A 21,796-nucleotide genomic window follows, 5' to 3' on the forward strand; every position below is an offset into this window, starting at 1 on the left:
GGCTGATCCACCCCCGCATGCCGACCTGTTCCGTTTACCCGTTGCCCTATCGAGCCAACCCCGCCGAGTATTTTGCGGCGATTCGCCATGCGCCCGGTGCGGTGCTGCTCGACAGCGGCCGCCCGGCGGCGGAGCGTGGCCGTTATGACCTGCTCAGCGCCTGGCCTGAAGCGACCTTGGCGGTTGAGCCTGACGAAAGCGGCGGCGATTTCCTGCAACGTTTGCGCAAAAGCCTGACGCACTTGGGCGAAGCGGCATTGCCCGCTGGCTTGGAGCTGCCGTTTGCCGGTGGCTTGATCGGCTATCTGAGTTACGATTTCGGCCGACACCTGGAACAGATGCCGCACCTTGCGGTAGACGACTTGCACCTGCCCGACGCGCGCTTCGGACTGTATGCCTGGGCGCTGATCAGCGATCACTCTGCGCAGTCCAGCCAACTGGTGTTCCACCCCAGTCTTGCAGACAGCGAACGGCAACGCCTGATCAGCCTGTTCAGCGCCGGCGTCGTCGACAGGTCTGCGGCGTTCAAGTTGCAAGGTCCCATGGCACCGGACCTGACGGCCGAGGCCTATCGGCAGGCCATCGTGCGCATTCAGGACTATATCGAGGCCGGCGACTGCTACCAGGTCAACTTCGCCCAGCGCTTTCGCGCGCCCTGCATCGGTGATCCATGGTCCGCCTATTGCGCGCTGCGCGAGGCCTGCCCAACGCCGTTTTCCGGGTTCCAGAGCCTGCCGGAAGGTGGCGCGGTGCTCAGCCTGTCACCGGAACGCTTCGTCAAGGTCAGCCAGCGCCAGGTTGAAACCCGCCCGATCAAAGGCACCCGCCCCCGCGGCCCGACGCCGCAAGAAGATGCGGCACACGCCGCCGAACTCTTGGCCAGTCCCAAGGATCGCGCAGAAAACCTGATGATCGTCGACCTGCTGCGCAACGACCTCGGCCGCAGTTGCCGTATCGGCTCGGTAAAAGTACCCGAATTGTTCAGCCTGGAAAGCTACCCCAACGTGCACCACCTGGTGAGCAGCGTCACCGGCACATTGGCCGACGATAAAGATGCCCTCGACCTTATCGCCGGCAGCTTCCCCGGCGGCTCCATCACCGGTGCGCCGAAGATCCGCGCGATGCAGATCATCGATGAACTGGAGCCGACCCGACGCGGCCTGTACTGCGGTTCGCTGATGTACCTGGACGTGCGCGGCGAAATGGACAGCTCTATCGCCATCCGCAGTTTGCTGGTCAAGGACGCGCAGGTGTGCTGCTGGGGCGGCGGCGGGATCGTAGCGGACTCGCAGTGGGAGGCGGAATATCAGGAGTCGCTGACCAAGGTACAGGTGTTGTTACACACGTTGGAAAGCCTCTAGCACCCAAGCCACTCCTGCCGCTGAGGGCAGCGAGTTCGGCACGAAAAAATCTGAATCAGAACGGTAATGGACCAACAGTGAGCGGCGCGATAGCGTCCGACTTCCGCCGCCCACTGCCGTCTGTGAAGGATCACATATGCCACTCAATCGTCAGAGCTTGTTTCAGGGATTGCATGCTCACCCACTCGGGCCTACTATCTCCCAATATGGGAGGAAAGAGCGATGCGAATAATCGCCCTCTCAACCTTACGAAGGTTCTGGGAAAGCCACCCGGCTTCTGCCGATGCAAAACGCCCCTTGGTCGAGTGGTACCGCCATATGGAAAAGACCCTTTACCCAACACCACAGGCACTCAAGGCCGAGCTCAGGACTGCAAGCATCCTCAAAAGCGGCAGGGTTGTATTCAACGTGGGTGGCAACAAGTACCGGGTGGTCATGTCGATCGATTATGAGCGACAGCTTGGCTTCATCCGCTTTGTCGGCACCCACGCGCAGTACGACACAATCAATGCGGAGACCGTGTAATGAACATCAAACCTATTCACTCTCAGGAAGACCTGGCCGCTGCGCTCGCGCGCGTCGAGCAGATTTGGGGAGCGGCCATCGGCAGTGCCGAAGGTGACGAGCTGGAAATTCTCGCTGTTCTGATTGAGAAGTACGAGGCGGAACACTTTCCGATGCCGCCTTCGGACCCAGTGGAAGCGATCAAATTCCGCATGGAACAAATGGGCTTGACTGCCCGCGATCTGGAGCCATTCATCGGCCCCAGCGGGCGAGTTTCAGAAGTGTTGAACGGCAAGCGCAAGCTGAGCCTGGCGATGATCAAACGCCTGCATGAGGGATTGTGTATCCCTTATGAGCGGTTGCTGGCGGGCATTTAGGCGGGGCTGGGAGGGCCTTGGGAGAGGGGGCCTGCTCCTGATGAGGCCATCAGCCGCGCCAGATAATTTATAGGCTCAACTGTCGGCTGGACGCCTTGATAAACTCCCGCTTCAAATCCTCAAACGTATGCACCGCCGGAAACTGCGGGAACTCGCGAATCACATTCTCCGGCGCGTGGAATAGAATCCCTCGGTCTGCCTCACCCAGCATGGTGGTGTCGTTATAGGAATCCCCCGCCGCAATCACTCGGTAGTACAGCGTCTTGAACGCCAATACCGACTGGCGCTTGGGATCTTTCTGGCGCAGTTGGTAGCTGACCACCCGGTCGTTTTCATCCGTGATCAGGCGATGGCAAAGCAAGGTCGGAAAGCCCAGCTGACGCATCAGCGGCTGGGAGAATTCGTAGAAGGTGTCGGAGAGGATCACTACCTGAAAGCGCTCGCGCAGCCAGTTGACGAACTCGATGGCGCCGTCCAGTGGCTTGAGGGTGGCAATCACTTCCTGGATATCGGCAAGCTTGAGCCCGTGCTCATCGAGGATACGCAGGCGCTGCTGCATCAACACGTCGTAGTCGGGAATGTCACGGGTGGTGGCGCGCAGGGATTGGATACCGGTTTTTTCGGCGAAGGCGATCCAGATTTCCGGAACCAGTACCCCTTCCAGGTCGAGACAGGCAATTTCCACAGGACACTCCGTTCGTATTATTCAAGTTGAGCGAGCAAAAGGACTGGCGAACTCTAGCGACTCAAGCACGCCGCCGCAACGCAGGGTAGATTTTGATACCATCGCCCCCTATAGAGCGCTCAGCGCCACTGACCTGTAGGAACCGTCCTGATGAACCAAGCCTTCGACGTCGTTGAACTCGCCACGACCTATGCCAACAAGTCCGCTCAGGACATCCTCAAGCTGGCGTTCAGCCAGTTCGGTGACGACCTGTGGATTTCCTTCAGCGGCGCCGAGGATGTGGTGCTGGTGGACATGGCCTGGAAACTGAACAAGAACGTCAAGGTGTTCAGCCTCGACACCGGCCGCCTGCACCCGGAAACCTACCGGTTCATCGAACAGGTGCGTGAGTTCTACAAGATCGACATCGAACTGATCTCGCCGGACCAGAGCAAGCTGGAACCCTTCGTCAAAGAGAAGGGCCTGTTCAGCTTCTATAAGGACGGTCATGGCGAGTGCTGTGGCATACGCAAGATCGAACCGCTGCGCCGCAAGCTCGCAGGCGTGCGTGCCTGGGCCACCGGCCAGCGCCGCGACCAGAGCCCGGGCACCCGCAGCCAGGTGGCTGCGTTGGAAATCGATACGGCGTTTTCTACCCCTGAACGTACCTTGTACAAATTCAACCCGCTGGCGCAGATGACCAGCGAGGAGATCTGGGGTTATATCCGCATGCTGGAGCTGCCCTACAACAGCCTGCATGAACGCGGTTTTATCAGCATCGGCTGCGAGCCTTGCACCCGTCCTGTGCTGCCGAACCAGCATGAGCGCGAAGGTCGTTGGTGGTGGGAGGAAGCCACACAGAAGGAATGCGGGCTGCATGCGGGGAATATCATCAGCAAGACAAAAGTCTGACACAGTTAACCTGTGGGAGGGGGTTTGCTCCCGATGGCGTAGTGTCAGGCACTGTATGGGGTGACTGACCCGGCGCTATCGGGGGCAAGCCCCCTCCCACATTTGTTCTGTGTTCGCGATGAAAATGTACACATAGTTGTAACCATCGGTGCCATTTATGTGTGCAATCCAGTATGAATCGCACCAAAACGTAACACTTCTTTCCTCTCTATTTTTGCCCTCCTGAGTCTGCCCCCTTCCCCATAAAAATAAATAGCTGTTCGAACGGTCAATTTATATCGCTTTCAATTCAGCCAGTTATTTCAATAAGCGATAAAAACGAAATTAACCGTAGTTTTGATCGCTGCAAAACTGGCACGCATGTGGCTTAAGGTGAAATGCGCTTTGTATACAATAAATACAAAACCTACATACACTTTGCCATCTGCCGCTTTGCTGCGGATGCGCTGGAGCCTGCCGGAATGCGTACAAGCCTCTCGAATGACATCGCACTGGATCTGCCCTCCTCCGTCTTGAATCCCGAGGCGGCAAGCCCCGGCCCGCTGGTACTCAGCTCACGCCTGCACAACAAAGACCTCGCCCCGACCAAGATCGAAGGCCGTCGCTGGGGGCGCTACAGCATCTTTGCGCTATGGACCAATGACGTGCACAACATCGCCAACTATTCATTTGCCATCGGCTTGTATGCATTGGGCCTGGGCGGCTGGCAGATCCTGTTGTCCCTGGGGATCGGTGCGGCACTGGTGTACTTTTTCATGAACTTGTCGGGGTACATGGGCCAGAAGACCGGCGTGCCGTTTCCCGTGATCAGCCGTATCAGCTTCGGTATTCATGGAGCACAGATTCCGGCGTTGATCCGCGCCGTGATTGCGATTGCCTGGTTCGGTATCCAGACCTACCTGGCTTCGGTGGTTTTCCGTGTGTTGTTGACGGCGGTTCATCCAGGGTTTGCCGACTATGATCACAACGCGATCCTCGGCCTGTCATCGCTCGGCTGGGCGTGCTTCGTGGCGATCTGGCTGGTGCAACTGGTGATCCTGGCCTATGGCATGGAAATGGTACGTCGCTATGAGGGGTTTGCCGGACCGGTGATTCTGCTCACCGTGGCCTCGCTGGCCGGCTGGATGTACTTCCAGGCAGGCGGCAACATTGCCTGGTCGATCCGCGAACCGCTGAGCGGCGGCGAGATGTGGCGCAATATCTTTGCCGGCGGTGCGCTGTGGTTGGCGATTTACGGCACGCTGATCCTTAACTTCTGCGACTTCGCCCGCTCCTCGCCTTGCCGCAGGACGATCCTGGTGGGTAATTTCTGGGGCCTGCCGGTGAATATCCTGATATTCGCCGCCATCACCGTGCTGCTGTGCGGCGGGCAGTTCCAGCTCAATGGCCGGGTGATCGAAAGCCCGACTGAAATCATCGCCGCCATTCCCAATACCTTCTTTCTGGTGCTCGGCTGCCTGGCCTTCCTGATCGTTACCGTGGCGGTGAATATCATGGCCAACTTCGTCGCACCGGCGTTTGTGCTGAGCAACCTGGCGCCCAAGTACCTGAACTTCCGCCGCGCGGGCCTGATCAGCGCCACCGTGGCGGTGCTGATCCTGCCGTGGAACCTCTATAACAGCCCGCTGGTGATCGTGTATTTCCTTTCCGGACTGGGCGCACTGCTCGGGCCGTTGTATGGGGTGATCATGGTTGACTACTGGCTGATCCGCAAAAGCCAGGTGGATGTGCCGCAGCTGTATAGCGAAGACGCGCAGGGCGTTTATTACTACAGCCGGGGCGTGAATCTGCGCGCGGTGGCGGCGTTCGTTCCGGCAGCGGTGATCGCCATCCTGTTGGCTTTGTTGCCTGGGTTCGCCAGCGTCTCGCCGTTCTCCTGGCTGTTTGGCGCCGGTATTGCAGGGTTGCTGTACCTGCTGATCGCCAAGCGCCAGCCGTTCTACGCCGATGTCAGCGGCGAAAGCATTGCAGTCGATAACGCCAGTCATTAAACAAGGAGCTTCCATGCGCATCCTCGTGGTCAACGTCAACACCACTGAATCCATCACACAAACCATCGCTCAGCAGGCGCGCAGCGTGGCCTCGCCGGGCACCGAGATTGTCGGGCTCACGCCCTACTTCGGCGCCGAGTCGGTGGAGGGCAACTTTGAAAGCTACCTGGCCGCAATCGCGGTAATGGATCGCGTAATGGCCTACGACCAGCCATTCGATGCGGTGATCCAGGCCGGCTACGGCGAGCATGGCCGCGAAGGCCTGCAGGAATTGCTCAACGTGCCGGTGGTGGATATCACCGAGGCCGCGGCCAGCATGGCGATGTTCCTGGGCCATGCCTATTCGGTTGTGACCACACTGGACCGCACAGTGCCGTTGATCGAAGACCGGCTGAAACTCGCCGGCCTGTACCAGCGCTGCGCCTCAGTGCGCGCCAGCGGCATGGCGGTGCTGGAGCTGGAAGCAGACCCACTGGCCGCCATGCAAGCCATCGTGCGCCAGGCGGAACTGGCCATCCTTGAGGACAAGGCAGAAGTGATCTGCCTGGGATGCGGCGGCATGGCCGGGCTGGACGAGCAGATTCGCCAGCGCACCGGGGTGCCGGTGGTGGATGGGGTGACGGCGGCGGTGACCATCGCCGAGTCGCTGGTGCGGTTGGGTTTGTCGACGTCAAAGATCAGGACCTATGCAACGCCCAGGTCAAAGAAAGTCATCGGTTGGCCCGGCAAGTTCGGGCACTGAGGATCAACTGTGGGGGGGGCTTGCTCCCGATTGCGGTGTATCAGCCAGCTTATCTATAGCTGACCCACCGCTATCGGGAGCAAGCCCCCTCCCACATTTTGTTCACTGCACGGCAGTTAGATCGCACTGAATCGCTGCCCCAACCGTCGCTCGACAAACTGCTCGATCACAAAATCCACAAACGCCCGGGTCTTGCCCGGCAGCAGTTTGTGCTCGGCGTAGTAGATGGAGATATTGCCGTCGTCCACATACCAGTCCGGCAACACTCGCACCACCGCACCGCTGTCGAGGAACGGCACAGCCATCGGCATGCTGACCAACGCAATGCCCAGGCCCTGGGCGCTTGCGCAGCAGGCGGCTTCAGAATCGCTCATGGTCATCGCGGGTTTGAGCACCAGGGGACTGTGCTCGCGCTCGCGATGGGTCAGTTGCCATGAGCGCACCCGGCCGGTTTGCGGTGAGCGGATCAGGATGCCATGGCAGCGTGACAAATCCTCGGGCGTACGTACCGCAGAGCGTTGCGCCAGGTAAGCCGGCGCAGCCACCAGCACCCGGTGCGCCGGCGTCAGCTTGCGCGCCACCACGCCTTGGGGCAGTTCAAAGCCGCCGCCAACGGCGGCGTCAAAGCCCTGGCCGATCAAGTCGACCTGGCGGTTATCGAAATGCCAATCCGGGCTGATAGCCGGGAAGCGGCGCATGAACTCACCCAGCAACGGCACCACATACCGATTGCCAAATACGGTGCCCATGCTGACCTTCAGCGTGCCCACCGGCCGCCCTTCGGCGCTGGCCAGGTTGGCCACGGCGTTTTGAATCGTGGTGAGGCTGCCGCTGACTTCGTCTAGGAACAGCTTGCCGGCTTCGGTCAAGGTCAGGCGGCGGGTGCTGCGCTGAAACAGCCTGACGCCCAGGCGCGCTTCCAGCTTGGCCACGCTTTTGCCGACCGCTGCCGGCGTCAGGCTCAGGTGCCGCGCAGCCTCCGCGAAGCTACCGCCTTCGGCGCTGCGCACAAAGCATTCGATACTCCCAAAGCTTTCCATATCGCCTACTCTAAACTTTTGGTTTACACAGACTATAGCAATCATGCTCTACCGGTATCGGTGGGCGAGGTCGATACTCGGCTCATCAACTACTTGGAGATCGACATGACCCCATCTACCCTCACTGGCAAAGTCGCCTTGGTTCAAGGCGGTTCCCGCGGCATCGGCGCGGCCATCGTCAAGCGCCTCGCCGCCCAAGGCGCCGCCGTTGCCTTTACCTACATCAACTCGGCCGCCAAGGCTGAAGCCTTGCAGAACAGCGTGATCAGCGCAGGCGGCAAAGCCCTGGCGATTCAGGCCGACAGCGCCGATGCCACGGCGATTCGCAACGCAGTCAATGTCACAGTCGACACCTTCGGGCGCCTGGATATTTTGGTGAACAATGCAGGAGTGCTGGCCATCGCGCCGCTGGAAGCGTTCAAGCTGGAAGACTTCGATCAGACCCTGGCAATCAACGTGCGCAGCGTCTTTATCGCCACTCAGGAGGCTGCCAAGCACATGGGCGAAGGCGGCCGGGTGATCAATATCGGCAGCACCAACGCCGAGCGCATGCCGTTTGGCGGTGGTGGTCCGTACGCGATGAGCAAGGCGGCGTTGGTCGGTTTGACCAAAGGCCTGGCGCGCGACCTGGGGCCACGAGGTATCACCATCAATAACGTGCAGCCAGGCCCGGTGGATACCGATATGAACCCGGCAAACAGTGATTTTGCCGAGAGCTTGATTGGGCTGATGGCGGTGGGTCGGTATGGGCATGTGGAGGAAATTGCCAGCTTCGTGGCGTACCTTGCCGGGCCGGAAGCCGGGTACATCACAGGCGCCAGCTTGACCATCGACGGTGGCTTCAGCGCCTGATATGTAGCAACACGGCACAACCCATGTGGGAGGGGGCTTGCCCCCGATTGAGGTGGGTCAGCTATTGATAAGTTGGCTGATACACCGCTATCGGGGGCAAGCCCCCTCCCACATTTTTCCGGGTTGAATCAAGTCATGGGCGGCAGGCCGTAGGCAGCCAGGTCGAAATCCGCAAGTTTGCGGATGATCTGGTCGGCATGCTGATACTTGCTGTCGGCCATGGCCTCATCGGGCACGGCGATGGCGGTCATGTGCGCCGCTTTCGCTGCCGTCACGCCGAACGGCGAGTCCTCGAACACCAGGCAATCCTCGGGCGCCACACCCAGGCGGCGCGCGGCAGTGAGAAAGATGTCCGGCGCAGGCTTGGCGGCACCGACTTCCGGGTCGTCGGCGGTCACGATGGTGTCGAACAGGCCAAACCACTCGCGGTGCAAGGTGGTCTTGTGGCCGAACGAGTTGCGCGACGAGCTGGTGCCCACCGCAATCGGGATGTTATGCGCCTTCAAATGCCGCACCAACGCCTCGGCGCCGGGCATACCCAGGGCTTTGGGGAAACGCTCGCTCATCAGCGGTTCGCGAATCTGCAGAAACTCAGCCGGCGTGATCGGCAAGTCCAGCGCCTTGACCACATAGTCCGCCAAGTCCTGGGCACCGCGCCCAATGATGTGCTGCTTGATGCTCCAGTCATAGGTGCGGCCATAGCGTTCGGCGATGATCTGCGTGACTTCGGTGTAGATGCCTTCGGTGTCCAGCAACAACCCGTCCATATCGAAAATCACAGCCTTGATCGGGACAGCGGTACGCGGTGCATTCATCACAACAGAACCCTGGAGGAAGGACTAAAAGGATTCAGCACAATAACGGCCCTGGTTGCTTGCAGGCAACCTTCCTGAAGCCTGGATCGGATATTCATACCAGGCAACAGTTTTATCAACCGGCGCGCGCGGCGCACGTCTAGGGTTTGTGTGTGGGAGCGACCAGTCTTTGACCAGGGCCCGAAAATACACCTTGCAAACCTTATAAAAGACTTATTAACCTCCAATGAATTCGATCCACTGGACTCGTAAATCCGTCAAACAGCTACTTCGGCTGCATACCTATCATCAGCAACAGGTACGCGATGCGGTGTCGGCGCTTGAGCGCATGCCCGACGCAGTCAATGTCAAGAAGCTGGTTAATTACCCTCACGGCTATCGGCTTCGGGTAGGTCATTACCGCGTAGTGTTCGACTGGGACGGGGACATTCATGTGGTCAGCATTCAAGAGGTCAAGAAACGTGACGAGCGAACCTACTGCCGTACAGATCATCCACAATACCGAGGGCAAGCCAGCCTTCGTGGTGATTCCCTATGAACACTATGTGGCCCAGCAAAACGACCCGAATCTTATTCCTCATGCTGTCGTCAGTCGCTTGGTGGATGGAGCTACGCCTATACGTGCCTGGCGCGAGCACCTGAACCTCACCCAGGAAGAAGTCGCCAAGCGACTGGGCATTTCACAATCTGCATTCGCCCAGCAAGAAGCGGTAAACAAACCGCGTCGGACCACGCGGGAAAAGATTGCCAAGGCATTTGGTATAAACGCCTGTCAACTTGAGCTATGACCTCGTGCTGCACGTGCCCTGATCCGACGTTATCGACAGCGTTGAGACAGCTGCACTGGTGAAGAATCAGGCTCCCTCTGCCCCTTCATAGACGAAGCCATGTCCGAAGCCTTCGACGTTCCCAGCCCCCACGAAAAACACCTCGAGCACACCACCGAACATGCCCACGGCCGCGGCGACACCTTTGCCAGCCGTATCGCGGTGATGACCGCGATCATGGCCACCGTTGGCGCCATGCTCAGCTACCAGGCCGGCTCCAGCGAAAGCGAGGCGGCGATGGACAAGAACAACGCCGCTATCATCAAGACCGAAGCCGCCAACCAATGGAATTACTATCAGGCCAAATCCAGCCGCCAGAATCTGGCAGAACTGGCCACGCACATTCCCGGCGTGGATGCCGCCCACTACAACGACGAAATCCAGCGCTATAAAAGCCAGAAGGAAGAGGTGCGCAAACAGGCCGAGAAGCTTGAAGCGACCTCCCTGGAATGGGACCGCAAATCCGAAGAAGCGCTGCACCAGCACCATCGTTGGGCCCAGGCGATGACGGCGATTCAGATCGCGATCTCACTGGCGGCGATCACCTTGCTCACGCGCAAGGAATGGCTCAAGCGCATGGCGTATTCGGCCGGCGGTGTGGCCGTGGTGCTGGGTAGCCTGGCATGGCTGCATCTCTGACCGAGCGCGGGCAAATGTGGGAGGCGGCCTGACTGTCGCCACATAAAATGAAACCTTGGCGCGCTGATTTCAATCCGCCCTCTGAGCGATTAAAGTATCGCGCCTCGAGAATTGAATCTCGATATTCAGCCCATGGAGTTACGCGTGAAGTACATCAGTAAAGTAGTTGCAGCAGCCGTTCTTGGTTTCACCCTGGCAGGTTGCACCGGCACCGCCATGAAAACCCAGCAATACGACGCCAGCCAATACACCGTGCTCGGCCACAGCGAAGCCAGCGCCACCGGCATTATGCTGCTGGGTATTATCCCGATCGGCCAGAACAGCCGCTTCGTCCGCGCCCAGGATGCAGCCATCAAGGCCAAAGGCGGCGACGCCATGATCAACACCCAAGTGCAGGAAAAATGGTTCTGGGCCTGGGTACTGAACGGCTACACCACCAAGATTTCCGGTGATGTGGTCAAGTTGAAAACCGCGCAATAAGTAAGTTGCCGGGCGCAGAGCCTGGCAAGCGACGTTTCATGGGCCTGACTTCAGGGGATGGCCCATGAACTTCAGTAGTATTGACGTAATCGTGGCTGTCCTATTACTTAATAGTACTGGCCTGCCAAGTTGCGTGCTTGATCAAGTTGAAAACGCGGATACACCGATAGTCTAAGGTTCACATTCTTCCGTTATCACACGCCCCCTTATGTGCCCTTCAATTGTCAGCTTCCACTCACGGTAACTGGCGGGCATGCATCGAAAGCAGGGGCGATAGCCTGCCAATCGTGCGGTCTGTTCATCGATAAAAAACACACGACCCTTCACATACCCGCCTTTGCTCAATGCCCGTAGTGCAGCCGGGCAGTCCAGGCGCCCGTAGATCTTGCTTCCTTTATGCCCGCCAAACTGACCCGGCTTGGAACTGAGGGCGGGTTTGCCGTGGGAATCCATGACTTTCCATCGTCTCATTACGCACCCTCCCCCGTCCGGTGCAGTCATCCGACAACATGTGCAGCGTGCATGCTCTTCTCGCGCTCGATCAACTTGCGCTTACGCTCCACTCCCCAACGGTAGCCAGACAAGGATCCATCACTGCGCACCACGCGATGGCATGGAATCGCCACCGCGAGTTTATTGGCCCCGCATGCGTTAGCCACTGCACGGGTGGCATTGGGCATACCTATCCGCGCGGCGACCTGGGCGTATGTCTCGGTCGTTCCTGCAGGAATATCCCTCAGCGCCTGCCAAACCCGTTCCTGAAATACGGTGCCACGGATGTCCAATGGCAACGCAAAACCGGTGCCGGGCGATTCGACAAAGCCGACGACGGTGGCCACCAGCGCCTCGAACTCGGCGTCGCCGCCAATCAGGTTGGCGTTGGGGAACTGGTCCTGAAAGCTCTCCACCAGCACATTAGGGTCATCGCCCAATAAAATTGCGCAAATGCCGCGCGCGCTTCGGGCCACCAGGATCGAGCCCAGCGCGCTTTCGCCCAGTGCGAATTTGATATCCACATTGGCCCCCCCTGCGCGGTACTCGGTGGGTTTCATGCCGAGGATATTTTGCGACGCCTCATAGAATCGGCTGTTGGAGTTATAGCCCGCCTCATAAAGAGCGTCGGTGATGGTGCCACTGAGCGAAAGCTGGTCTCTGACGCGCGAACGCAACGAAGCGACGCTGTAGGCTTTAGGCGTGAGGCCCGTAAGTTTCTTGAAGACTCGATGGAAGTGGAAGCTGCTCATGCCCACCTGTTCGGCCAGATCACCCAGGTTGGAAACCACGTCCGATGCATCGATAAGCCGGCAGGCTTCGGCAACAGCCGCCGCATGCTTCTGGGCGACGGCCGCCGGGTTGCTGCTGTCGCGCTTGGAGGGGCGAAAGCCCGCCCTTTCGGCTTCAGCTGCGGTGTCAAAAAACACGATATTTTCCGGCCGAGGCAGCTTGGTCGGACTGAAGGGTTTGCAGTAAACCCCGGTGGTCAGCACGCCGTAGACGAAATCGAGGTCTGCATCAGCCTGGCGGCTGACGAGAATATTCCAGCGCGGATCGTCCTCGGCCCTCAGCACGGGCTGGGTGGTTTTGTCTTTAACGCATTCCATGGCAATGTCCCCATCTTCGCAATTTGCACAAGCCTATCGCTATTGAGCCGCGTTAAAACTCCGGGTCTTGCTTTCAAATTCGAACGCTTGGCCGTTCCATCACTGCGCATCATGGAATATTACCCCAAGGGTAAACCGGTGCCCCGCTCTGACCTCGCTCACGCCGTGGCGCGTAAATACGGAGTAGAAGCCCCGCGCCCCCTTCACGGGCCTGCGGTTGACGGCAAAAATCACTGCATCGCCCTTGCGCAGCGGCACTACGTTGACCCTGGACTGCATCCGTGGCCGCTGTTCGGTAAGCACGAATTCGCCGCCGCTAAAGTCGTCATTGGGCTCAGACAGGAGGATAGCCATCTGCACGGGAAACAGAATGTCTCCATATAGGTCGCGGTGCAGGCAATTGTAGTCTCCTGCACCGTAGCGCAGCAGCAGCGGTGTGGGGCGCTCTTGCCGGGCGTCGTGGCACTGGCTTAGAAAGTCTTCGTGGCGTTCGGGATAGGGAGGTTCGAGGCCAAGTTTAGTGTTCCAATAGTTGGCCAGTGGGACCATCTGCGGGTAAACACAGGATCTCAATGTGGCGATAATCGGCGGCAGCGGGTAGGCAAAATATTTATATTGGCCTGAACCGAAGCCGTGCCTGCTCATATTGATACACGACCTGAAGATGTCCGGCTCGCAGTAGCTATCGATAAGACGCTGGCAGACGTCTGGGTCGAGCAGGTTCTCGATGACGGTAAAGCCGCTGGCGTTTACGCGATGTAGATGCTCACTCCAGTTTTCGCAAGCGAGCCTTGTTTCCAATGCCGTATCGACCATTGCCATTCCCTTGTGGATTGCATGATTGTCAACATACCGCAGGCAATTCATGGGAGCCTCCGGTTTGTTGCTATCAAATTAATCCAGTGAACCGGCATGGGTTTCTAGGAGGCTTCAACGTTTGAGAGAATGGAGCCAGCTATGTCAATGAGCAACGCTCTCGCAACATGGACAGTCGATTAAAGTATCAGCGTGCACTCAAGCTCTCGTCCCAATGTCTCATGTTTCCAAGACGTCCTCTGACTGGTGTTCTACCCGATTGCGCCCTCTTTTCTTCGCGCCATAAAGAAAACCATCAGCCTTTGCTAGCAAATCAGTCGCTGTATTCACACCACGCTGATGGTTGGAACTTACACCTGCGCTGATGGTGACAAAGCCAACCGGACTCCCCTGATGTGCAATTTTTTCGGCCTCTATAGCTGAACGCACTTCTTCAGCAATCTTGACTGCTCCTGAAAGCTCTGTTTCTGGAAGCAGTATTACAAACTCTTCCCCACCATATCGCGCAGCGAGGTCGGCTGGACGGTTTATGTTTGTACCTATTAGTTCTGCAATTCGCCGCAGGCATTCGTCACCGACAACGTGACCATAATAGTCGTTGTACTGCTTGAACCAATCAATATCGATAAGTATGAGCGCTACGCTATTCCCAGTGCGACATGCTCTTGACCATTCTTTTTCGAGTGTAGAGTCGAAGCACCTACGGTTAGGTAAACCGGTAAGGCTATCAGTCTTAGCAATATGTTCTAAATCGCAATGCGCAAGACGCAGTTCTTCCTCTGCCACCAACACGCGTTGAATTTGCCGGTAAAAAAGGAACCCCAGGCTAGTCAGCACAAAAATTATAAGCACCACCATAACCGATGCTTGATAGACGTACGTCCACCAGGTGGCGAATACTGAATCTAACGATAAACCGGCTGCAGTGACCAGGGGTAGGCCTTGTATACGGCTGTAGGCATAGACTCGCTCAACCCCGTCCACGACAGAGGTGAGGGTCGCTGTGCCCTCGTCGTTGTGTATCAAATACCGACTAAACAGGTCTCCCTTTGAGATATTAGTTGTCATTAACGCGTCAATCATTGGTCGGCGCGCAAGCAAGTCGCCATTACTGAGTGCGAGAAGTATTACTCCCCGTTTGTCGACATCCAACCGGTTAAAAAAACTCTGGAAATATGCAACTGGCAACGTTGCCAAAACGACGCCGCTGAAGCTGCCATCACTGTGCTCGGTGCGCCGGCTTACAGGAATGATCATATCGCCCGTGGTTCGGCTCAAAATCACCTCGCCTATACGGACGGCCGTGCCAGGATGATTCTTGTGGTAGATAAAATAAGATCGATCACTATTGTTCTTGGTGACCGGCTTTGAAGAAAAGGAATTCGCTACCCAGTCCCCATGTTCGTCGTATATGAACAACCCTTGAATTCCGTCGGTTGCTTGAACATTGCTGGCCATCACTTTGGATAAGCGGGCCATGTGTTCGGCGTCAAGCCCGTCGTTTTCAAACCGCTCAACAAGGTTATCGAGTATGTTTTCAGCCTGACGTATGGTGTCTTGAGCTTGCTGCTCGGAAGCGCGAACAATGTTATGCGCAGCAATCTTCGCATTTGCCAGTCGTTCGTCCGCCGATTGTTTTAACTGCCAAGCAATTGCGGTCACTAGCATGACACAGGCCAGGAAAATAAACGCTATCAAGCCCACAGAGAGGGCTTTAGGTGTTAATCGACCGGACACGAGCGTTATCGTTTTCATTGAGCTCATCTTAGCTTGGAGTGCTGAATCTTCCTGTGAATTTTCCATAACTCACAAATCTAGGTGGAGTCTACCCACAGCAATCAGATCCCGAGTCCATGGACTCGACAAGCGTCGGCCCTATCAGCGCCGCCGACCAGATTAGACTTCACTCCTCGTAGCAGGCCAACCAGCCACCATTTACGCACCCAAAAAGCGCACCAGTCCCATGGCGGTCCCATAGGCCCATTTTTCGGGTGCCAAAAACCACAAACCCCCGACTTTCTCTAGGAAAATCAGGGGTTTGCGATTTAAGAATGTGGCGGTGAAGGAGAGATTCGAACTCTCGATACAATTTCTTGTATACACACTTTCCAGGCGTGCTCCTTAAGCCACTCGGACACTTCACCGTATCTCGTCAAACCAGTTCAGTCTGTCGAGGCGCGCTAATGTAGTCGAAAGCCTTTCTGATGGCAAAGGTTTTTTTCAGAATTTTCATGCGGTTAGACGGGTATGCCGGAACACGGCCTGTGCGCGGTGGTGATTGTGCCAATCTCGGGCATGGCTCGGGATGGTCTACGCTGGCTGTGGTGCCCTGCCCCAGGCGCTCTGCTGCCGGGCGTTAAGCGAAAGCCTGACTGGGCAGTCAGTCACGGCGCTTTACCCGCGCGGGCGTGGTGGGTAACGTCTGCTGCATCTTCTATAACAAGTCCTACAAGGAACCGCGTCATGAGTGAGTTGATTGCCTACCACCTCGAAGACGGTATCGCGACCCTGACCCTGAGCAACGGCAAGGTAAATGCCATTTCTCCCGCCGTGGTCAGTGCGTTCAATGCGGCGCTGGACCAGGCGGAGAAGGATCGGGCGGTGGTGGTGATCACGGGCACGCCGGGGATTCTGTCGGGGGGTTATGATTTGAAGGTGATGACGGCCGGCCCTAAAGAGGCCATAGGCCTGGTCACGTCGGGCTCGACGCTGGCGCGTCGGCTGTTGGCGCATCCTTTCCCGGTGATTGTGGCGTGCCCTGGGCATGCGGTGGCCAAAGGTGCGTTCCTGCTGCTGTCGGCGGATTACCGGATTGGTGTGGAAGGCCCGTTCAGCATTGGCCTGAATGAAGTGGCGATTGGCATGACCATGCACCACGCCGGTATCGAGCTGGCGCGGGATCGTCTGCGCAAGTCGGCATTTCATCGATCGGTGATCAACGCCGAGATGTTTGACCCGCAAGGCGCTCTGCAAGCGGGCTTCCTCGACAAGGTGGTAGCGCCGGAAGAATTGCACGCGGCGGCACTGGAAGCGGCGCGGCAGTTGAAGAAGATCAATATGAATGCGCACAAACACACCAAGTTGAAAGTGCGCAAGGCACTGCTGGATGCGTTGGATGATGCAATCATCCAGGACCAAGGCCATAACCTGATTTAACGTCCCACACTTGCTGTACCGAAGCCCGACCTTGAGTCGGGCTTTTTCTTACAATCCAAACCGAAATAACCCGGGCCGCTCTAGACAAGCGTTATCGGCGCACGTTGAAACATACGCTTAAACATCGCCTATCTCCTACCTCTGCAGGGGCAATTGCCGAATACAGTGCACATCCGTACACTGCGCCACCTTTTGTCTCGGTGAGCCCCGTCGATGCTTTTTCTGTTACGTATGTTGTTGATGGGCCTGCACTTTATAGTCGCCGGTGTACTGGGCGTGCTGTTGGGGATCTGCCGGCCGTTCAATCCGGACAACAGCCGTCTGTGCGCACGCCTTTACGCGCTGCCAGCGATGTGGATCCTGCGCCTGAACGTGAAAGCCGATGTCGACTCCCTGCGTAACAAGCCCGGCACTTGCGTGGTGATCGCCAACCACCAGTCCAACTACGATCTGTTTGTGCTCGGTACCGTGGTGCCCCACCGCACGGTATGCATCGCCAAGAAGAGCCTGAAATGGGTGCCGTTGTTCGGCCAGTTGTTCTGGCTGGCCGGCAATGTGTTGATCGACCGCGGCAATGCGCACAAGGCGCGCCGGGCCATGCTCACCGTTACCCGCACCTTGCAACACGAAGACACGTCTATCTGGGTGTTTCCAGAAGGCACGCGCAACCTGGGCAAAGGTTTGTTGCCGTTCAAAAAAGGCGCGTTCCATATGGCGATTGCGGCCGGTGTGCCGATCGTGCAGGTGTGTGTCAGTCATTACGTCACGCATATGCGACTTAATCGCTGGAACAGTGGGGATGTACTCATACGCTCGTTGGCGCCGATTCCTACTACCGGAATGACTGCGGATGACGTTCCGGCGTTGATGCAAGCGTGTCAGGCGCAGATGGATGAGTGCATTGCGCAGATGGATCGCGAGCTGCAAAGCGCTTGAACGCCTGCGGCGTGGTCTGAGGAGCGCGCAGGGCGACGCGGAGCGTCACGGGGGGCATTACCACGCAGAGCGTGGGAACGATCACCCTCGCTACAACGGAACGCCATTCAGGCTAAGCTGCCCAACATTTGTCCTCCTGATAAGAAGTGATCAGCACCATGGGTAGAGTCGTTGCGGCCGCCGTCTACAGCGCCGGAAAGAAAGTCACTGATATCACCCTCGACGAAGGCGCGGCCTGGGCCGCCAAACCCGGCCACTTTGTGTGGATCGGCCTGGAAGAGCCCAGTGCTCAGGAGCTGAACAACCTGCAACGCCAGTTCAACCTGCACGAGCTGGCGATCGAAGACGCCATGGAAAAGCATAGCCGCCCGAAGCTGGAAACCTTCGGCGACGCGCTGTTTATCGTCACCTATTCACCGGTGCGGGAGAACGGCAAGCTGGAGTTTATCGAAACTCATATCTTCGCCGGCAATGGCTACATCATCACCGCCCGTAATGGACACTCAGCTTCCTACGGTTTTGTACGCCAGCGCTGTGAGGCGCGTCCGTTGTTGCTGGAGCATGGCGAAGATTTCGTACTCTATGCCTTGCTGGATTTCGTCACCGAAAACTACCAGCCGGTCAGCGAGGCGATCCACGCCGAGATCGATGAACTGGAGCGCAACGTGCTGTGCAGCTCCCTGAGCGAGCGCGACATCCAGAACCTTCACGGCCTGCGCCGCGACGTGTTGCGGCTCAAGCGCTATGTGGCGCCGATGGTGGAGATCAGCCAGGAACTGCAGAAGCTGAGCTTCCCGTTTATCGACAAGAACATGCGCCCGTATTTCCGTGATGTGCAGATCCACGTCACGCGGCAGATGGAAGACCTGACGACCCTGCGCGATATCGCCAGTCAGACCATCGAGATCGGCGTGTTACTGGAGGCCTCGCGCCAGAGCGTGGTGCAGCGCAAGTTCGCCGCTTGGGCGGCGATCCTCGCGTTCCCCACGGCGGTCGCGGGGATTTATGGGATGAATTTCCAGAACATGCCCGAGCTGCAATGGCACTACGGCTATTTTGCAGTGCTCGGGTTGATTGCGGTGGGCTGCACCAGCCTGTGGGCGAGCTTCAAACGGTCGGGTTGGCTTTAACGTTGTGCGCTACAAAGCGCATCATCCATTCCGCCACGGTCGCGCCGTGGTGGTCCCGCTCCAGGCTGGCCACGCCGTTGGTGTAGACCTTTTCGCCCAGGGTTGTCTGAAGAATCTCAAGCAGTTCGCGGGAATAGTCGTGAACAAATTCCGGATGGCCCTGGAAGCACAACACCTGGTCACCGATGTGATACGCCGCGATGGGGCAAAACTCGCTCGAGGCAATGACCGTGGCATTTTCCGGCAGGGTCGTGACCTGGTCCTGGTGGCTGATCAATAGCGTCAGTTCCGGCACTTGCGGGCTCATCCAGGGTGCCTTGGCATCGATGGTGTAGTCGTGAATGCCCATGCCCCAGCCTTGGCTGGCGCGTTCGGTCTTGCCGCCGAGCAGCAACGCCAGCAACTGGTGGCCGAAGCAGATACCCAATAACTTGTCGCCGCGCTCGTAGCGCTGGAGCACGTAGGTCTTGAGGGTCTGGATCCACGGGTCGGTGCCGAACGAGTCGGCTTTGCTGCCGGTGATCAGGTACGCGTCAAAGGCTTCGTCATCCGGCGGGTATTCACCCTGCACCACGTTGTAAACCACAAACTCTGCGGCAATCGGTTGCTTGGCAAACAGGCGCTTGAACATCTGCCCGTAACCTTGGTACTGATCGATCAGGCCTGGACGCAGGATATCGGTTTCCAGGATGCAGACGCGTAGCGACATAAAAAATACCTGACACGGCGATGGGAATATTGAACACCCAGAGCGTGCCTTGAAACGCCTGTTCAAAGCAAGCCCTGCACCCCTGATCAGCGGAACGTTTCACCCTGTGCGGCTTTCTCCAGGAGCAGCGCCGGCGGCGCAAACCGCTCGCCATACGCATCGGCCAGATAGCGCGCCCGGGCGATGAAGTCGTTCAGGCCGTACTGGTTGATAAACTGCAACGCACCGCCACTCCAGGCTGCAAAGCCAATGCCGAAGACCGAGCCGATATTGGCGTCGGCCGTGGACATCAATACGCCCTCCTCCACGCAACGCACGGTTTCGATGGCTTGAATAAACAGCAAGCGGTCGCGCACGTCCTGGGGCGAAATCTGTTTACCGGGCTGTTCGAACCGCGCCTTGAGTTCTGGCCACAGGTGCTTCCGGGCGCCTGCTGGATAGTCATAAAAACCGCCACCGGCAGCCTTGCCCGTGCGCTTGTATTCGTTGACCAGCAGGTCGATCACCGCCGTCGCCGGGTGGGCCTTCGGCACCTCGCCTTGGGCTTGCAGGTCCTTGGCGGTTTGTTGGCGGATATGGCTCATGAGGCTCAGGGATACTTCATCCGACACCGCCAGTGGCCCGACCGGCATACCGGCCTTGCGCGCTTCGGTCTCGATCATCGGCGCGGCCACGCCTTCGCCGAGCATGGCGATGCCTTCGTTGGTGAACGTGGCGAACACCCGCGAGGTGAAGAACCCGCGGCTGTCGTTGACCACAATCGGGGTTTTCTTGATTTGCAGTACGAAGTCAAAACCTCGAGCCAGGGTTTCGTCGCTGGTGTGCGCGCCCTTGATGATCTCCACCAGGGGCATCTTGTCCACCGGGCTGAAGAAATGCAGGCCGATGAATTTGCCTGGGTCCGGCACCGCAGTCGCCAAACCGCTGATGGGCAAGGTCGAGGTATTGGAAGCGATCACCGCGTCGGCCCCGACCACGCGTTGCGCGGCGGACGCTACCTTGGCCTTGAGTTCGCGGTCTTCGAACACCGCTTCGATCACCAGGTCACAGCCGGCCAAGTCGGCGTCATCCTGTGTAGGGCAAATCCGCGCCAAGGTGGCGTCGCGCTGCTCGGCGGTCAATTGGCCACGGCTGACGTTCTTGTCGAGCAACGCGGCCGATTGGGCCTTGCCCTTTTCGGCCGCCGCGAGGGTGACGTCCTTGAGCACCACGTCGATCCCTGCACAGGCGCTGGCATACGCAATGCCCGCCCCCATCATGCCGGCGCCGAGTACACCGAGCTTGCGCGTCACAAAAGGCGCAAAGCCCTGTGGTCGCGAACGGCCGGCGTTGATTTCATTGAGCTGAAACCAGAACGTGCCGATCATGTTTTTCGCCACCTGCCCGGTCACCAGCTCGGTGAAATAGCGGGTTTCGATCAAGTGCGCAGCGTTGAAGTCCACTTGAGCGCCTTCCACGGCAGCGCAAAGGATTTTCTCCGGCGCCGGGAAACAGCCCTGGGTCTTGCTGCGCAGAATCGACGGTGCGATGGCGAGCATCTGCGCGACTTTCGGGTTCGACGGCGTGCCCCCGGGAATCTGATAGCCCTTGTTGTCCCACGGCTGTCGGGCCTCGGGATGGGCGAGAATCCAGGCGCGGGATTTGGCCAGCAGCTCATCGCGATCTGCCGCCATTTCATCGATCAGGCCCGCCTGCAATGCCTGCGCCGGCCGCACTTTCTTGCCTTCCAGCAGATACGGCAGGGCTTTTTCCAGGCCCAGCAGGCGCACCATGCGCACCACCCCGCCGCCGCCCGGCAACAGGCCCAGGGTGACTTCGGGCAGGCCGAGCTGCACCGACTTGTCGTCCAGCGCGATCCGGTGATGGCAGGCCAGGCAAATCTCCCAGCCACCGCCAAGGGCCGCACCGTTGATCGCGGCCACCACCGGTTTGCCAAGAGTTTCCAGGCTGCGCAGTTGCGCCTTGAGCACGCCGACGCCGTCGTAGAATTGCTTGGCGTGGGCAGTGTCGACCTGGATCAGCTCATTGAGGTCACCGCCGGCAAAAAACGTGTTCTTGGCCGAAGTAATGATCACCCCGGCCAGGTCGGCTTTTTCTGCCTCCAGGCGCGCAATGGTGGCCGCCATGGCAGCACGGTAAGTGGCGTTCATGGTGTTGGCGCTTTGGCCGGGCATGGCGAGGGTCAGCACCACAATCTGGTCCTGGCCTTTTTCGTAACGAATGGCGTCGGTCATGACAGTTTCC

General features: G+C 58.3%; 22 protein-coding genes, 1 tRNA gene and 1 pseudogene. 14 read left to right on the forward strand and 10 right to left on the reverse strand.

Annotated features, from left to right (window positions below; translation table 11 throughout):
• Positions 1–17 precede the first annotated feature (17 nt).
• The 3 genes from pabB to C4J85_RS20015 all read left to right on the forward strand — a co-directional run bounded on the left by pabB (position 18) and on the right by C4J85_RS20015 (position 2,242).
• Positions 18–1,361 carry an aminodeoxychorismate synthase component I gene (gene pabB, locus C4J85_RS20005; protein ID WP_124410558.1) on the forward strand — a complete coding sequence of 448 codons (1,344 nt, stop codon included), beginning with the start codon at positions 18–20 and terminating at the stop codon, positions 1,359–1,361.
• Between the two features lie 222 nt (positions 1,362–1,583).
• Entirely contained in the window at positions 1,584–1,886 is a 303-nt protein-coding gene (locus C4J85_RS20010) for a type II toxin-antitoxin system HigB family toxin (protein WP_124410559.1), read from the forward strand.
• Complete coding sequence (locus tag C4J85_RS20015) at positions 1,886–2,242, forward strand: type II toxin-antitoxin system HigA family antitoxin (RefSeq protein WP_124363953.1); 357 nt, start codon at positions 1,886–1,888, stop codon at positions 2,240–2,242. The genes C4J85_RS20010 and C4J85_RS20015 overlap by 1 nt, the downstream gene beginning before the upstream one ends.
• Positions 2,243–2,309: 67 nt before the next feature.
• Here the strand turns inward: C4J85_RS20015 and thrH are convergent, their stop codons facing one another.
• On the reverse strand, positions 2,310–2,927 hold the full coding sequence (gene thrH / locus C4J85_RS20020; protein ID WP_124363954.1) for a bifunctional phosphoserine phosphatase/homoserine phosphotransferase ThrH: 618 nt from the start codon (positions 2,925–2,927) through the stop codon (positions 2,310–2,312).
• A gap of 150 nt (positions 2,928–3,077) precedes the next feature.
• On the opposite strand from thrH, the gene C4J85_RS20025 reads away from it, so the two are divergent.
• From C4J85_RS20025 to C4J85_RS20035, 3 genes are all read left to right on the forward strand, one after another.
• Positions 3,078–3,818 (forward strand): phosphoadenylyl-sulfate reductase, encoded by a 741-nt coding sequence (locus tag C4J85_RS20025; protein WP_124367975.1) that lies wholly within the window; start codon positions 3,078–3,080, stop codon positions 3,816–3,818.
• A gap of 461 nt (positions 3,819–4,279) precedes the next feature.
• Positions 4,280–5,809, forward strand: a complete 1,530-nt coding sequence (locus C4J85_RS20030) for an NCS1 family nucleobase:cation symporter-1 (protein ID WP_124367976.1) — start codon at positions 4,280–4,282, stop codon at positions 5,807–5,809.
• 13 nt (positions 5,810–5,822) lie between these two features.
• Positions 5,823–6,551, forward strand: coding sequence for an aspartate/glutamate racemase family protein (locus C4J85_RS20035; protein ID WP_124367977.1), 729 nt, complete (start codon positions 5,823–5,825; stop codon positions 6,549–6,551).
• A 116-nt stretch (positions 6,552–6,667) separates the two neighbouring features.
• Here C4J85_RS20035 and C4J85_RS20040 read toward each other — a convergent pair whose 3' ends face one another.
• Positions 6,668–7,591: a LysR family transcriptional regulator gene (locus C4J85_RS20040; RefSeq protein WP_124410560.1), complete on the reverse strand. Its 924-nt coding sequence runs from the start codon at positions 7,589–7,591 to the stop codon at positions 6,668–6,670.
• Between the two features lie 105 nt (positions 7,592–7,696).
• Between C4J85_RS20040 and C4J85_RS20045 the strand changes: the two genes are divergently transcribed.
• The gene (locus C4J85_RS20045; RefSeq protein ID WP_124371538.1) at positions 7,697–8,443 is read left to right on the forward strand and encodes a 3-oxoacyl-ACP reductase family protein; all 747 of its coding nucleotides are present in this window, start codon (positions 7,697–7,699) and stop codon (positions 8,441–8,443) included.
• A gap of 128 nt (positions 8,444–8,571) precedes the next feature.
• Here C4J85_RS20045 and C4J85_RS20050 read toward each other — a convergent pair whose 3' ends face one another.
• On the reverse strand, positions 8,572–9,258 hold the full coding sequence (locus C4J85_RS20050; protein ID WP_124371539.1) for an HAD-IA family hydrolase: 687 nt from the start codon (positions 9,256–9,258) through the stop codon (positions 8,572–8,574).
• A 226-nt stretch (positions 9,259–9,484) separates the two neighbouring features.
• On the opposite strand from C4J85_RS20050, the pseudogene C4J85_RS20055 reads away from it, so the two are divergent.
• The 4 genes and pseudogenes from C4J85_RS20055 to C4J85_RS20070 all read left to right on the forward strand — a co-directional run.
• Positions 9,485–9,736: pseudogene (locus C4J85_RS20055) on the forward strand (type II toxin-antitoxin system RelE/ParE family toxin); the annotation flags it as partial.
• Entirely contained in the window at positions 9,690–10,046 is a 357-nt protein-coding gene (locus C4J85_RS20060) for a helix-turn-helix domain-containing protein (RefSeq protein WP_164485268.1), read from the forward strand. The pseudogene C4J85_RS20055 and the gene C4J85_RS20060, both read left to right, overlap by 47 nt.
• Positions 10,047–10,145: 99 nt before the next feature.
• Positions 10,146–10,724: a DUF4337 domain-containing protein gene (locus tag C4J85_RS20065; RefSeq protein ID WP_124367982.1), complete on the forward strand. Its 579-nt coding sequence runs from the start codon at positions 10,146–10,148 to the stop codon at positions 10,722–10,724.
• Positions 10,725–10,868: 144 nt separating this feature from the next.
• Entirely contained in the window at positions 10,869–11,204 is a 336-nt protein-coding gene (locus C4J85_RS20070) for a hypothetical protein (RefSeq protein ID WP_124367983.1), read from the forward strand.
• Between the two features lie 171 nt (positions 11,205–11,375).
• Here C4J85_RS20070 and C4J85_RS20075 read toward each other — a convergent pair whose 3' ends face one another.
• The 5 genes from C4J85_RS20075 to C4J85_RS20095 all read right to left on the reverse strand — a co-directional run bounded on the left by C4J85_RS20075 (position 11,376) and on the right by C4J85_RS20095 (position 15,765).
• A complete protein-coding gene (locus tag C4J85_RS20075) occupies positions 11,376–11,705 on the reverse strand; it encodes an Ada metal-binding domain-containing protein (RefSeq protein ID WP_305955164.1) in 330 nt (109 codons plus the stop codon).
• Entirely contained in the window at positions 11,702–12,805 is a 1,104-nt protein-coding gene (ada, locus tag C4J85_RS20080; protein WP_124410562.1) for a bifunctional DNA-binding transcriptional regulator/O6-methylguanine-DNA methyltransferase Ada, read from the reverse strand. The genes C4J85_RS20075 and ada overlap by 4 nt, the downstream gene beginning before the upstream one ends.
• 99 nt (positions 12,806–12,904) lie before the next feature.
• The gene (locus C4J85_RS20085) at positions 12,905–13,621 is read right to left on the reverse strand and encodes a 2OG-Fe(II) oxygenase (RefSeq protein WP_124411217.1); all 717 of its coding nucleotides are present in this window, start codon (positions 13,619–13,621) and stop codon (positions 12,905–12,907) included.
• Positions 13,622–13,840: 219 nt separating this feature from the next.
• Positions 13,841–15,424, reverse strand: coding sequence for a GGDEF domain-containing protein (locus C4J85_RS20090; protein ID WP_164487870.1), 1,584 nt, complete (start codon positions 15,422–15,424; stop codon positions 13,841–13,843).
• Positions 15,425–15,675: 251 nt separating this feature from the next.
• Positions 15,676–15,765 (reverse strand) — tRNA-Ser (locus C4J85_RS20095).
• 319 nt (positions 15,766–16,084) lie between these two features.
• On the opposite strand from C4J85_RS20095, the gene C4J85_RS20100 reads away from it, so the two are divergent.
• The 3 genes from C4J85_RS20100 (at position 16,085) to C4J85_RS20110 (ending at position 18,843) form a co-directional block, all read left to right on the forward strand.
• Positions 16,085–16,777 (forward strand): crotonase/enoyl-CoA hydratase family protein, encoded by a 693-nt coding sequence (locus C4J85_RS20100; protein ID WP_124367986.1) that lies wholly within the window; start codon positions 16,085–16,087, stop codon positions 16,775–16,777.
• Between the two features lie 213 nt (positions 16,778–16,990).
• Positions 16,991–17,713: a 1-acyl-sn-glycerol-3-phosphate acyltransferase gene (locus C4J85_RS20105; protein ID WP_124410563.1), complete on the forward strand. Its 723-nt coding sequence runs from the start codon at positions 16,991–16,993 to the stop codon at positions 17,711–17,713.
• 158 nt (positions 17,714–17,871) lie between these two features.
• Positions 17,872–18,843 (forward strand): magnesium and cobalt transport protein CorA, encoded by a 972-nt coding sequence (locus C4J85_RS20110; RefSeq protein ID WP_124363969.1) that lies wholly within the window; start codon positions 17,872–17,874, stop codon positions 18,841–18,843.
• Here the strand turns inward: C4J85_RS20110 and C4J85_RS20115 are convergent.
• Both C4J85_RS20115 and C4J85_RS20120 read right to left on the reverse strand, forming a co-directional pair.
• Complete coding sequence (locus C4J85_RS20115; RefSeq protein WP_124367988.1) at positions 18,821–19,552, reverse strand: amidotransferase; 732 nt, start codon at positions 19,550–19,552, stop codon at positions 18,821–18,823. The two genes, C4J85_RS20110 and C4J85_RS20115, sit on opposite strands and share 23 nt — an antisense overlap.
• Before the next feature lie 86 nt (positions 19,553–19,638).
• Positions 19,639–21,786, reverse strand: a complete 2,148-nt coding sequence (locus C4J85_RS20120) for a 3-hydroxyacyl-CoA dehydrogenase NAD-binding domain-containing protein (protein WP_124410564.1) — start codon at positions 21,784–21,786, stop codon at positions 19,639–19,641.
• Between the last annotated feature and the right edge of the window lie 10 nt (positions 21,787–21,796).

Origin of the sequence: Pseudomonas sp. R4-34-07, assembly GCF_003852375.1 — a bacterium.
Taxonomy (GTDB): Bacteria; Pseudomonadota; Gammaproteobacteria; order Pseudomonadales; family Pseudomonadaceae; genus Aquipseudomonas.